Origin of the sequence: Fibrella aquatica (assembly GCF_041321135.1) — a bacterium.
Taxonomy (GTDB): domain Bacteria; phylum Bacteroidota; class Bacteroidia; order Cytophagales; family Spirosomataceae; genus Fibrella; species Fibrella aquatica.
Window position 1 is genome coordinate 739,473 of sequence record NZ_JBGGWF010000003.1, and the last position, 13,595, is coordinate 753,067.

General features: G+C 49.4%; 11 protein-coding genes and 1 tRNA gene. 7 read left to right on the top strand and 5 right to left on the bottom strand.

What is annotated here, in order from left to right:
* Positions 1-113: 113 nt before the first annotated feature.
* On the bottom strand, positions 114-863 hold the full coding sequence (locus tag ACAW87_RS10690) for an RNA methyltransferase (protein WP_370723371.1): 750 nt from the start codon (positions 861-863) through the stop codon (positions 114-116).
* A 95-nt stretch (positions 864-958) separates the two neighbouring features.
* On the opposite strand from ACAW87_RS10690, the gene tamL reads away from it, so the two are divergent.
* Complete coding sequence (gene tamL, locus ACAW87_RS10695; protein WP_370723372.1) at positions 959-3,487, top strand: translocation and assembly module lipoprotein TamL; 2,529 nt, start codon at positions 959-961, stop codon at positions 3,485-3,487.
* Between the two features lie 114 nt (positions 3,488-3,601).
* Here the strand turns inward: tamL and tgt are convergent, their stop codons facing one another.
* A complete protein-coding gene (gene tgt, locus ACAW87_RS10700) occupies positions 3,602-4,732 on the bottom strand; it encodes a tRNA guanosine(34) transglycosylase Tgt (RefSeq protein ID WP_370723373.1) in 1,131 nt (376 codons plus the stop codon).
* 208 nt (positions 4,733-4,940) lie between these two features.
* On the opposite strand from tgt, the gene ACAW87_RS10705 reads away from it, so the two are divergent.
* The 6 genes from ACAW87_RS10705 (at position 4,941) to ACAW87_RS10730 (ending at position 10,587) form a co-directional block, all read left to right on the top strand.
* Positions 4,941-6,104 (top strand): glycosyltransferase, encoded by a 1,164-nt coding sequence (locus ACAW87_RS10705; RefSeq protein ID WP_370723374.1) that lies wholly within the window; start codon positions 4,941-4,943, stop codon positions 6,102-6,104.
* A 109-nt stretch (positions 6,105-6,213) separates the two neighbouring features.
* On the top strand, positions 6,214-6,834 hold the full coding sequence (gene rsmG / locus ACAW87_RS10710) for a 16S rRNA (guanine(527)-N(7))-methyltransferase RsmG (protein ID WP_370723375.1): 621 nt from the start codon (positions 6,214-6,216) through the stop codon (positions 6,832-6,834).
* Between the two features lie 135 nt (positions 6,835-6,969).
* Entirely contained in the window at positions 6,970-7,296 is a 327-nt protein-coding gene (locus ACAW87_RS10715) for a hypothetical protein (protein ID WP_370723376.1), read from the top strand.
* Between the two features lie 183 nt (positions 7,297-7,479).
* Positions 7,480-7,553, top strand: a tRNA-Asn gene (locus tag ACAW87_RS10720).
* Between the two features lie 98 nt (positions 7,554-7,651).
* Positions 7,652-9,244: a P-loop NTPase fold protein gene (locus ACAW87_RS10725; protein WP_370723377.1), complete on the top strand. Its 1,593-nt coding sequence runs from the start codon at positions 7,652-7,654 to the stop codon at positions 9,242-9,244.
* A 1,220-nt stretch (positions 9,245-10,464) separates the two neighbouring features.
* Positions 10,465-10,587, top strand: coding sequence for a hypothetical protein (locus ACAW87_RS10730; RefSeq protein ID WP_370723378.1), 123 nt, complete (start codon positions 10,465-10,467; stop codon positions 10,585-10,587).
* A 342-nt stretch (positions 10,588-10,929) separates the two neighbouring features.
* On the opposite strand, the gene ACAW87_RS10735 is transcribed toward ACAW87_RS10730, so the two are convergent.
* The 3 genes from ACAW87_RS10735 to ACAW87_RS10745 form a co-directional block, all read right to left on the bottom strand.
* Complete coding sequence (locus ACAW87_RS10735; RefSeq protein ID WP_370723379.1) at positions 10,930-11,805, bottom strand: inositol oxygenase family protein; 876 nt, start codon at positions 11,803-11,805, stop codon at positions 10,930-10,932.
* Between the two features lie 150 nt (positions 11,806-11,955).
* Complete coding sequence (locus tag ACAW87_RS10740) at positions 11,956-13,101, bottom strand: DUF2264 domain-containing protein (protein ID WP_370723380.1); 1,146 nt, start codon at positions 13,099-13,101, stop codon at positions 11,956-11,958.
* A gap of 185 nt (positions 13,102-13,286) precedes the next feature.
* Positions 13,287-13,550, bottom strand: coding sequence for a hypothetical protein (locus tag ACAW87_RS10745; protein ID WP_370723381.1), 264 nt, complete (start codon positions 13,548-13,550; stop codon positions 13,287-13,289).
* Positions 13,551-13,595: the final 45 nt, after the last annotated feature.

The window sequence follows — 13,595 nt, forward strand, 5'->3', positions numbered from 1 at the left end:
AGGAAACTGGCGAGGCTTTTTTATAGGTACGTTGCTGGCACGAGCATATGCTCGCGCCAGCAACGTACCTATAAAAACATGTCCGGTACTACAACAGCTTTTAAGCAACGTACCTAACCCTGCACGCGCCGGATGTTATCCAGAATGATAGCCGTGGCAATGCCAACGTTTAGTGATTCAGCGTCGCCGTAGCGGGGAATGGTGATACGCTGGGTGATAAACGGAGTTACCTCGGAGCCAATGCCATTGGCTTCGTTGCCCATCACAACGTACCCACCTGCCGGGCTGAATGTAGTCTGATGCACATCGGCACCATCCAGAAAAGCCCCGTAAACGGGCGCATCGGCTTGTTTCAACACGCTGGTAAGATCGCCGTACCACCAGTTTACGCGGGTGAAGGAGCCTTTACTGGCCGAAATAACCTTTGGATTATAGACATCGGCCGTTGTGTCGGAGCACAAAATGGTGTCGATGCCATACCAATCGGCGATGCGCAGAATGGTGCCCAGATTGCCGGGGTCCCGAATATCGTCGAGTACCAGCGCCCACGCACCCGCCGCGCGTAAAAGCGGTACATTTGCCCGCATACGCACAACAGCTATGGCGGCGTTATTGCTTTCGAGCGTGCCAAAGCGGGTAAGTTCGTCGGCGGTGGCGGTTTCAAGGCGGCAACGTTGGCGGTCTGCGAGTGGGGCGTTTTCTTTGTAGAAAGCATCGGTTGCCAACAGCAAATCGACCTCGAATGTAGACGAGAGCACTTCCTGAACACTCTTGGCCCCCTCGACCAGAAAACATCGTTCCTGTTGCCGGTATTTTTTCTGGTGCAACGACCTGACAAACTGTGCAATAGACTTTGAGACCATAAAGGGTATTTCTAATGAATAATGAACAATTGGTTGGCCGCCGTGGTGAAAATACTCCGGAACAGGGGCGTCGGTCTAACCTACTTAGCAACTATGTGAGAAAGGCAATCCAGTTTTCATTGTTCATTGTTCATTGTTCATTTATTTTCACCGCCTGTGCACCCGCAAAACGATCGGAAAACCAGTATCTGCTGTATGCCCAAACCGTGAAAGGCAACCAGATCATTGAAACCGAAGAACTGGAAGCCTTAATTCCCCAACGACCCAACAAAAGGTTACTGCAACTGCCATTTACGCCCGCACTCTGGATTTACCTGGGTTCGTCGGGTAATTACAATCCCGATTCGGCCCGGGTGGTGCTGGAGGCCCGAACCACCCGCTTCGAGCAGGAAAGTCAGTTGCTGAGTAACGATCAGAAAGCGCTGAAAAAGCTGAATCGTGAGTTTAATCGTGATGTCCGGGGAACACAACGATACATTGAAAAGGGAAACTGGTTGATGCGCAATCTGGGCGAGCCACCCGTATATTTTTCCCAGGCAAACGCCCAGGCCGACACCGCAAAAATGCGCCTTTTTCTGGAGAAAAAAGGCTTCCGTAACGCAAAAGCCCGCTATACCGTCGATACACTGACCGACAAGCGGGTGCGGGTCAACTACATCGTTACTGAAGGCATTCCAGCTGTTGTTCGGTCAATAACCTACGATATTGCCGACAAACGGATCGATTCACTGGTGGGCTATTCGCTGGGGGCGGCGGCCATTAAAGCGGGCGATCGGCTCGACGAAGAGAAAGTGATTGCCGAAGCAGTTCGGATTGAAGAGTTGTTGCGCAATAACGGCTATTACGGATTTTCGCGCCAGTACATTATCCCTTACGCCAATGATACTCTCACGTTTCGCGAAGGCGATGCGCCATCGAGACCCATTGAACTGGCGTTGACCATTCTGAATCCACCCGGCAAAACCAGCCATCCGGTTTTCAGCGTTGGAGAGGTGCAGATGACACTGGCCAAAGACCCGCGCGCGCCGTTGGATACGGTTCGGCGAAATGGCATCCGGTATTTTCTGGAAGAAGGGATGTATTCTACCCGGCTGCTCGATACCAAAATTGCGCTGCGTCCCGGTTCTGTGTACCGACTGCGCGATTATGCCGATACCCAGCGGCAACTATTTTTGCTGAACCAGTTTCGATTCGCCAACGTCAATTTTACCGATACCACCGGTCGCCGCCTGAAAACGGTCATTACGGCCACGCCCCTCGAAAAGTACGATGTTACTACCGAACTGGGCCTGACGGTTTTGTATCAGGGACAGGGGTTTCCAGGTCCGTATGCCAATGCGTCGCTTCGGGTGCGAAACCTGTTTGGCGGGCTCGAAACGTTTGAGGTTTCTGCCCGGTTTGGTCTGGAAGCACAGCTAGGTTTCGCGGCCGATTCGGTGCTGTACTCGCAGGAGTTTGGCCTGACTACCTCGCTGTTGTTTCCGCAGATTCTATTTCCCGGCAAGACGCGTTTTCTATTCAATACCTTCAACCCACGTACCCAGCTATCGCTCGGTTACACCATCACCAGCCGCCCCGATTATTCCCGCCAGAATTTACGGGCCACCATGACTTATTTGTGGCAGCGCAGCCAGTCGCAGCAGTTTAACCTGAGCATTGCCGATGTTAACTTTTTGCAGGGGCGCCCCACCAATACCGCCGTTGGGCGTCAGTTCGAACAATCGTTAAGGGATCTGGAAGAGCAGGGAAGCACCATTCGAAATAGCTTTCGTAACGCTTTTTTCTCGAGCATTGCCTTTGGCTATACCTATAATACCAACTTGCTGGGGCAAAACAAACGGGCCAATTTTTTCCGGGCAACCGTCGAATCGGGTGGTACTACCCTAAACCTGATTCGCTCGGCTGTTATCGATTCCACCTCGTCGCGTACGAATTTGCAGTTCTACAAGTACCTGCGTACCAACCTGGATTATCGCCATTATTTGCCTATTTCTCAGCACGCCATGCTCGCTTTTCGGGTCAATGCGGGGATTGTTTTTGGCTATGGCACCAACCAGACTGCCCCGTATGAAAAGCGATTTTTTGCCGGTGGTTCCAACAGTGTGCGGGCGTGGTTACCTCGCCGGTTAGGGCTGGGCGCTTCGTATCCGCGCTCCACGTCATTAACCGATGGCACGTCGGTTCCTGTGTTTGCCACCGACCAGAGCGGGCAGTTCGATTACCGGTTCGAGCAGCCGGGCGATGTGTTACTGGAAGGTTCGGCGGAGTTGCGGGCCCGACTGTTCAAATTCGTGGCCGACGTGAACGGGGCATTTTTTGTCGATGCGGGTAACGTGTGGCTCCTCCGCGATCCGGGCAATAACCCCAACGCGGTGTTCCGGCCGGGTACGTTCTACCAGCAAATGGCCGTGGGTACCGGTTTGGGCCTCCGCCTCGACTTTTCGTTCTTCGTACTCCGCTTCGATTTCGCCGTCAAAGCCTACGACCCTTCGCGCCGATACGTCGATGCCACTACCAGGCAACTCGTCGACGAGCGGTTCATCCTGAATAAATTCTCATTCAGAAATGCCTTCTCCGGCCCCAACCCCGTCAACGTAGTCTTCGGCATCGGGTATCCGTTTTAAAGGGAGGAAAGGGAGGAGGGGGAAGAAAGGGAGGAAAGGGAGCTTCGCGTAGGCAGTATTAGTGCGTCAGCTTCCCCTCCTCCCTTTCTTCCCTTTCCTCCCTTTCTTCCCTTTTTACATCCTCACCATCAACCGCTTTACCATGTCGTTTTTCCAGGAGACGAAATCACCGGCTTCGATGTGGGTGCGGGCTTGGCGGACGAGCCAGAGGTAGAACGTTAGGTTCTGGAGCGAGCCGATCTGTCCGGCAAGGAGTTCGTCGGCTTTGTAGAGGTGCCGCACGTAGGCCTTCGTGTAGAACGTGCTGGCGTACCCGCCCAGGCCGGGGTCGATGGGGCTGAAATCGCGGCTCCACTTTTCGTTCTTCATGTTAATCATGCCTTCCGTGGTGAACAGCAGCCCGTGGCGGCCGTTGCGGGTTGGCATCACACAGTCGAACATATCCACGCCCAGGGCAATGGCTTCCAGAATGTTAGCGGGCGTGCCTACACCCATCAGATAGCGCGGTTTGTGGCGGGGCAGAATCTCATTGACCAGATCGATGGTCTTGTACATTTCTTCGGCGGGCTCACCTACGGCCAAACCGCCAATGGCGTTACCGACTCGTTCTTTACCGGCAATAATCGACGCCGATTCGCGCCGCAGATCCGGGTACGTGCTGCCCTGAACGATGGGAAAGAGGTATTGATTATAGCCGTAATGTCCTTCGGTGTCGTCGAACCGCCGGATGCAGCGGTCGAGCCAGCGGTGGGTCATGTCCATCGACTGTTTGGCATAGGCGTAGTCGCAGGGGTAGGGGGTACACTCATCGAAGGCCATCATGATGTCGGCTCCGATCGTGCGCTGAATGTCCATTACTCCCTCCGGCGTAAACGTATGTTTCGACCCGTCGATGTGCGATTTAAACGTAACGCCTTCCTCCTTGATCTTCCGCGTGTTCGACAGCGAGTACACTTGGTACCCGCCCGAATCGGTCAGAATAGGTCGTTTCCAGCCGTTGAAGCCGTGTAACCCGCCCGCCTGTTGCAATACATCGAGGCCGGGACGAAGGTAAAGGTGGTACGTATTGCCCAGAATAGTATCAGCATTGATATCGGTTTCCAGTTCGCGCTGATGCACCGCTTTCACCGTACCTGCCGTGCCGACGGGCATAAAAATCGGCGTCTGAATGTCGCCATGATCGGTGGTTAACGTACCTGTGCGGGCCTGCGAAGCCGGATCGTTGTGTTGAATTGTAAACGTCATTTTTCGACGTTTGATGTTTGGGGTTTGATGTTTGAGGTTGCGCTGCTAATAAACGGACTCGTGATATTGCAGCGCAACCTCAAACATCAAACCCCAAACATCAAACTAGTTATGCCTTAAAGCACAAAGGTACGATGCCGCCGTTTGTCTCTATCTTTACCGTTCGATTAGTCCCACTTCTTCATTTGATTAAACTGCTACCGTTCTGGTGATTACTGGTTTACTAGCGGGATGGCTTTGCGTGCTGACCATTCAGGTGCTTTGTCTCCTTTTTCTCTTTGCCCGAACGGCGTTTCGGCCCGTATCGGCTCCGGTTGGCGCACCGCCTTCGGCACCGGGCGTAACCATTGTGGTGTGTGCCAATAACGAACACGACAACCTGCTCGAACTGCTGCCCATGCTCACGGCGCAGGATTACCCACTCTTTGAGGTGCTGGTGATGGACGATCGCTCGACCGATCTCTCTGATGTGCTGCTCGAAGAACTGGTACCGCTCCTGCCCAATCTGCGCTACATCCGGGTCGATGTGGAGGCCGCGCACGTGACGCCCAAAAAATATGCGCTGACGATAGCCCTGAAAAAGGCCCTGTACCCAACCGTGTTGCTGACCGATGCCGACTGCCGTCCCGCTTCTGACCAATGGCTGGCCGGTATGGTTGCCGCGTTCGAAAACCCGTCGACCGAACTGGTGCTGGGCATTTCACCTTACGACCGTAAACCCGGTTTCCTGAACTTCCTGATCCGCTCCGAAACGCTCTTTACGGCGGTGCAGTACGTGTCGCTGGCCCTGGCGGGGATGCCGTATATGGGCGTTGGACGCAACCTGGCCTACCGACGCGAGCTGTTCTTCCGGCATAAGGGTTTCTACAGCCATATGCGCGTGTGGGGCGGCGACGATGATTTGTTCGTGAACGAAGCCGCCACGCCCCAAAACGTAGCCGTCAGCCTGCACCCCGACACGTTTACCACGTCTACGCCAAAAGAAAGCTGGTCGGCCTGGAAGCGGCAGAAACAGCGGCACCTGAACGTGGGTAAACGCTATAAAACAGGCGATAAAATCCGGCTTGGCCTCATCACCGCCACCCACGTACTCAGTTGGTTGATGGCCCTGCTCGCGGCTGGGTACGTTACGTGGCTGGCTCTGACCGGGCAGACCGATGCCTTACTGAACCCGTTGCTTTTAGCGGCTACTGGCCTATTTGTGCTTCGTTTTGGCTTATTTTGGGGAATAATCGGCCGCATCAGTCACCGGTTTGGGCAGATGGTTCGCTGGTACGCGATCCCCGCCACCGACCTGACCCTGGCCATCTACTATTGCCTGTCTACCCTGCGCATAGCCCTTACCTGGCGCCGCAAGCAGACGGGGTGGTAACTTTAAGTTTGTAGTTTGTTATGCGTGGTTTGTGGTTGCGCTGCTGAATCAGCCATACCATAGATTGGCAGAGCAACCACAAACCACGCACAACAAACCACAAACCAAATTGAACGACATTCTCACCCATTTCCCCTATCTCACCGACGAGCAGAAGGCGCAGTTTGCGGCGCTCGACGGGCTGTATCGCGACTGGAACGCGAAAATCAACGTAATCTCCCGGCAGGACATCGACGCGCTGTACGAAAAGCACGTGTTGCACTCGCTGGGCATTGCCAAGGTGATTCAGTTTAAGCCCGGCACCGAAATCCTGGATGTGGGTACCGGCGGCGGTTTCCCCGGCATACCGCTGGCCATCATGTTCCCAATGGTGCAGTTTCACCTCGTCGATAGCATTGGCAAGAAGATCACCGTGGTGCAGGGCGTTGTGGAGGCGCTGGGGCTGACCAACGTGCGCGCCGAGCAGGTACGTGCCGAGTCGATCGGGCAGAGCTACGACTTTGTGGTGAGCAGGGCCGTGACGCGCCTACAGCCGTTTATGAGCTGGATGCGGTACAAAATTACCAAGCGCGGTAACAACGACCTGCCTAACGGGGTTCTGTACCTGAAAGGCGGCGATTTGACCGAAGAGCTCGCCGAAATTCCCGATAAGTACAAGATTTACAACCTCTCTGATTACTTTGAGGGCGAATTCTTCGAAACGAAAAAAGTTATACACGTGAAAAAATAGTTTGTGGCTTGTTGGTTTGTGGTTTGTTGTGTGTGGTTTGTAGTTGCGCTGCTAAACAGCTGATTGGTTGATTAGCAGCGCAACTACAAACCACACACAACAAACCACAAACCAACAAGCCACAAACCAACAACCATGAACGAACGATTTAGCAGCAGCAGTTTTAAAGATCCGATCCGGCAGGACGTGGTCGAGTTCAACGACAAGGGCGTCACCTTCCGGGTGAAGAAGCTGATTGGCGGTACCGACAACTTCATCTTCTACTCCGACATTTCGGGCGTAGAGATCGATAACGGCCTATTCTTTGCCACCATCCGCGTCATTCCCCGTGCCCGGCCCGAGATCGTGCTCAACAACTTCACCAAGGGCGATGCCCGTCGCGTGAAGGAGATTATTCTGGAGAACGTACCTGCGAACCGTCCCGACGTCTTTGGTGGCCCCACTAACTACGGACAGCGGTAAATTTATTTGTCATTAGTGGTCATTCGTAGTCATTGATAGTCATTGAGTTGCGAAGGCTGATGGGCGAGAGAACAGGCATTGACGATTAAAAATGACGTTTTTTTTCGCCAGGTACTTGCGCAGAACCCCTCAGCGGCCTACTTTTGCACCACGATATCGGAACAACGACATCGTCCGGCACATTCCCGAATAGCTCAGCCGGTTAGAGCATCTGACTGTTAATCAGAGGGTCGCTGGTTCGAGCCCAGCTTCGGGAGCAAAACCCCCAAATCAGCCTGATTTGGGGGTTTTTTATGTTACAGTGTAACAGTTCATAAGGATTATTCATATTTTGTGGTCTGTTAAACTATATGATATGCAAATTGACGTAGCTGATGCAACAGATTTATTCCGCTTGCATTATGAGGAGCCAAGTAATGACCGGATTCTTTTCTCTGGACGCTTTGGCTCTGGAAAGACTTATTTTTTAGATAGTTTCTTTAAAGGTAGAGAATCTACAACATTTCGGATTTCTCCTGTCAACTACGCAATAAGTAGCAACGAAAATATATTTGAGTATATTAAATTTGATTTGGTAATTCAATTACTGAAATCCTTCGATATTATATCAAGTGATAAAACAGAATTTAGGGATAGCATATTACTTCAACAGTATTTGATATACCACACGGAAGAGGCATTAAAAACCTTGGTAGATTTCTTAGGAAAATTTGATGAAAAAGCTAAGATAATAAGTGAGTCTTGGGGGAAGTTACTTGAGGTTAATACGAACTTTAAGGATTTTAAAAGAAAACATAAACAAAAATCTAATAGAGAGCATGCGGTTAGCTTTCTTGAATTCAATTCTTCATTAAAGGGGTCAATATATGAAGATGATATAGTTACACAGATTATCCGGCAGGCAGTGGCATTATTAAAAAATAAAAATTTAGGCCCTGTAACTTTAATTGTAGATGATCTTGATAGACTAGATCCAGAACACATATTTAGAATCCTAAACGTTTTTAGTGCACATAACGACTTTTATTCATCCGAGAATAAATTTGGTTTTGATAAACTATTGGTTGTATGCGATGTGGATAACATAGCGAGCGCATTTGAGCATAGATACGGTGTTGGTGTAGATTTTGAAGGCTATATTGATAAATTTTATACAAACGACATATTTAGATTTGACAATAAATTAGCTTTGTCATTTTTCTGTGAATCTTATGTGTCCTCGCTTCTATTGGATAAAGGCTCTGTCGAACTATTAAAAATTATTCTTAACGAATTTGTTCAAAATGGTTCTTTAACAGTTAGGAATATAATAAAATCAAAATATTTTATTGAAAAGAGAAAAGATGATTTTTTCAAAAGTTTTGAGATAGTTAAAATTTCAGCACAGTTACCTATTAGATATGATCGATATGATATAGGTATTTATTATGATATAAGGAAAATAATTAAAGAAGGAGTAGAGTATTTAACTGTTGATTCTGATAGCTTGCCGATTTTAAATGTAATAAGAGTGCTAGCAATTATGTTTGGCGATTATAGGAGATTTAAAAAGTCTTTAAAATTAATTAAAGAAAAAAATTCTAATCAATATGATATTGAAATGAACGCTTATATACTTCATCCATTCTTGCTGATGTTACACATTATTGGTAAGTTTAATCGGGAAGCAGACATTTTTTGTAGTATTGAAGCAAGGCCTGATAGTGACTCCGATCGAGTGGAAGTCCCCAGAGTATATGCCTTTAATGTGAACTATGAAGTTATTCCTGTTTGGAGCAAAGATAATCTTTACGATGGAAGTGTTAATTACTTTCAAAAGGTCAAATTTAAGCCATTGGGCAATGCGCAATCTATTATTGATATAACTAGTATGGTTACGCAATTGATCAATATATTGGAGGCGTTAGAGAGTAAGAACTTACATAATAAAATTGGAATCACAGGATAGCTAACAAATATAACATATTTACATAAGGCTCCTCAATCTTAAATGTGCTTTCTGATACCTCTGAACCAAATAATCTTGTCATATCTTGTTCATTACGTAATGGATTTGAAAAGAAGAGTGAATGTAACTGTATAGTAACTTATTCGAACAAATATGAAGATTGTTCTTTTAGGTTTGTTTATCTATATTTTGATGATGTGAACCTGCATTATGATTTTATATCTACAGAGTATGGCGTTCCATCAATAATTAAATTACTAAGTAAGAAAGCTACAGAGTCTAATCGGATTTTCGAATTAGACTCTGTAGCTATGACTGATGTACGAACTAAAATAGGCTTACTTAAAAAGCATCCAAATACTCAGAAAGATGATGATTTGATTCAGCAAGTTATGATCTACAACAGAAGTATATAGAGCTTGTTTAGTGCAAATTAATCAAGTTCTATTTCTTAACCTCAAATGTGCTTTTTGGCATCCTTGACAACAAAAGGCAGTGTCTACCCGTCTAGCTTCAAATTCTTTACTACAATACACACATTGTTTGGTGTAGAACATGCCATGTTGATGTTCTGTCCATCGGCCAATGTCACGCTCGAAATGGCTAGTTGATTTATTTTTTCTTAACCGTCTCGAACTCGTAACTACGTAAGCCATTCTTGCCTGTTTCTATTTTGTCTTCCTAATTCGGTGATATACGCGTTAAGCCTTGCTTAAACCTTCGTTAATGGTGCCTCTAAAGCCAAGGCCCCTGAAAATTTATACATAGCAAACGGGAGTTATCTATACATATCTGGCGTCATATACATAGAATAGGCCAATTCCCTATACTCATTCATCTGGCATCGTTACCCTCGCTTGTAGCAGCTATTGGGCCATAGTAGCAGTAGATATCCCTTGTTTGTAGGTCATATGCTGAACTGGATTGCCTGATGTAACATGGTCGATAGGGTTAGAAGAGGCAGTTTATGGGTCGACCGCTTAATAAATACGCTATTTTAATCAAGCTTGGTTAGGTAGAATAAATCGGGGTTGGAAGATTGAGTATACGGTTGGTAAATAGGTATAAAATAGGTTACTTCGTGGTTTGTATGCCTCAGCTTAACAGTTGTTGTCTGTGCTGCTTTTTCAGGTAGTTAATTTCCTGCCTGAATACGTTAAATAACTGTTTATCAGATAACTAATCAAATCGGTCTAGCTTATTTTATCGTATATCCTTATATGCCCCGACCGCGTCCCGAACCGCCTATAGATCCCGTCAAAGTAGTTACCTGGCTGGTAATTGCGCTGATTAGCAGCCTGATGGCCTGGGGAATCTGGTGGCTCATAACGGCCATTGTCTAAGTAGTAAGAAACCCCCATCAGTTAAGCCTGATGGGGGTTTCTTGTATAAAGTGCTTATGTTTACGGATGGTGCACAAAGGTAATATCATATAGCCCGTCAACATGAACTTACTGCCAATCACCCTAAACAGTCGTCAGTGCCCTCGCTGCGACGAGAAAATCGCTATTGAGCGCACACGCAGACCATTGCTTGTAAAGGTCTTCTTCTTGTTTCTGCCTACCCGGGCGTACCGGTGTTTCAACTGTTCACGCGTGTTCGTCCGCCTGTTTACCATTCCGGGAACAAGTCAGGATACCGCGGCCAGCTAACCCGCTAGCGGCCCTTTTCTGAGCCTCCGTCTGCTACAGCCTGACCGTTTCCGGTAAGTATTTCGCAATCAGGTCTTCGTAATAGGGGCGGAGTTCGCTGACAACGGGCGTTTTCGGGCTCTTCGAGTACAGATCGTAGGGATTAAACTTGTCGACCCATTTGAACATGGCGCGGTCGTGATCGTTCAGCAGGTGGTCATACGCTTTTTCGCGGTGCTGCGAATAGAACGAGTGATAGCGGATCATGTACAGCGCCGGCTCGGGTAGGTAATCTTTCGTGATCTGGTACAGGTATTCGTCATGCCCCCACGACATGGTCACGTTATCCAGTCCGCATTGATGGCTATACACGCCGTATTTGGTGTTGTACTGCTCGTTTTTGCTGTCAGGGTTGGCCGCGAAGAACTCAGGATACACAATTTTGTCAGAGTGTTTGCAGCCTACCGGGAAAGTATCGCCTACCACGGCCCATTGCGGTTCGCCGAATAAACACAGCACCTTACCCATGTCGTGCAGGAAACCGGTGAGCACAAACCAGTCGGGGTGACCGTCGGCCCGAATGGCTTCCGCCGTTTGTAGCAGGTGTTGCAACTGATCGAGCTCAATATCGGGGTCCGAATCATCCACCAGGGTATTCAGAAACTCCATCGCTCCCCAGACCGACATTTCTTTCTTGTTGAACGCCAGATAATCGGCCCGCTTTTCCTGCACGAAATCGTAGGTCTGATACGTGTGGTTGAGCCGATAAAACTCCTTGACCGTGTCGCGGGCGGGTTCTTCGTAGTTCCGGAACTCCTGTTTGGTTTTGTGTTCCGGGTCGGGATAGCGGGCAAGCAGATCGTCTTCCCACTCTTCGAGCGAGGCAAGCGGGTTGCGTTCCTGTTCGGTCAGTGTTGGTTGCTGGTTCATGAGATTTTTACAGCTATTTCTTGGCTAAATGTAAGAATTTATTGAGCAAGTTCTACGTCAAACCGAGCAACCCGCTTATTTCCAGATGGCAGAACGGTTAGCCGGATACTGTTTTTTTACCAGAAAAATGCCCGTTTATTCAATGGCTGCCTACTTTATGGCGTGATCGGCAACGACATTCTGCCCCGACCAGATTTTTTTCGATGTCCAGTCTTCGGCGGGGGCTGTCCAGAACGGATCGTCGGCGGGGAGGCCCAGCGGTAAAAAGGCTTCCGAACATAAATACAGGCTTCCCGTCGAAATATAGGTTTCGCCAATCGAGGGCTGATGGCCACACAACCCGATCTGTAACCAGCCTTTGGCGTCGAACGTACCTGTGGCATCCATAGTCCGGTGAATGACGGCGGTGAGTGCGCTACGTACCTGAGCGGGGCTGAGTTCGGGCGGTAATTGCTTTTGCAACGCCACCTGAGCCAGCAACTGAAACGCGCCGCAACGATAAGCCAATGACCGGCCAAAGGCGGCAAACGATCCGTCGGGATTGATGAGTCGTTCCTGAATCTGAGCGTAGCGTCGGGCGCGGGTCTGCAATTGATCGAGCAGGGCCTTGTCGCCTTTTTTAGCGTCTACCAGGGTTTTTACTACGTCGAGCAGCATAGGCTGAATCACGTAACTGTTGTAATAATCCCAGTGGAAGTCGGGACCATCGCCGTATGCGCCATCACCTTTATACCAGGCCTGATGTTGCCTAATGGCGTAGTCCATCCGCACTTCGTCGCCTTCACCGGTAAATTTCAACAGGGCGGCTTCTACCATGGCACTGAACAAGAGCCAATTGGAATAGCCCGGCTTAATGACCCGGCTCGACTTCAGGGCGGCAATCAGTCGGGTCTGCGTTTCTTTATCGAGTTTCTCCCAGAGTTGGGTAGGGGCTCGAAGCAGGCCGTGGGCCAGAAAGGCCGCATCGACCAGTGGTTGCCCGCCTTTGTTGAAATTCAGAAAATCGGGCGACGCCGGATTCACGCCGTTGGTAATAGCCCGACGAGCCAGTTCGGCAACCGCCTGCTGTTGCGCCTTTTCGGTACCCGTGGCTGTGTGTTCCAGCCAGGGAGCCACACCCGCCAGGGTACGTCCCAACGCTTCCAGATACGACACATTACGGCGTCCGGCTTCCTGACCCGGTGCCGATTCAACGGGCATCGTGGCTTTTAGCTGTTCGTTCGCCAAGGCAGTCAGCACAGGATTCGCGATTTTCAGCAGGGTTTGAACCCAGTAAGCGCGTTCTGAACTAGCCAAAGAACTTATAGCGGGGCTGGCTGCGGACTTTGCCGGTAATGGATTAACGGACAGCAGTGGTAATGCTGAAAACAAGCGGGTGAAATAACGTCGGTTCACGGTCTGGTGATTGGCTCTTTATGAGACAGGCCTGAAGCCTGTGGATTGCTTTAGGGAAGAAGCAATCCAGGAGGCTAAAATTACTGTTAACTGGTCTTGATAACCAGGTTGGCCGGTGGTTGCCAGCTACCGTTTCGCCACTCAAATTCAAACGATTCCGGCGCAATTCCCCACATCGACCATTTGCCGGCGTTGATGGTCTTGCTGATATTCTGGCGGTACTGGAGGGCTGAAATCGGTGCGGCTACTGCTTTTTGCTGGTCTGTTCCGGTTTCCGGTAAACTGGCTAAAGCGGTTGCGTACGCTTCTTTACTGACGATGTATTCGGTATGAGGATCCTGACGGGTCATGGTATAAACGTTGTTTTAACAGTAAACCCGTTCCCGAGCCGTGGT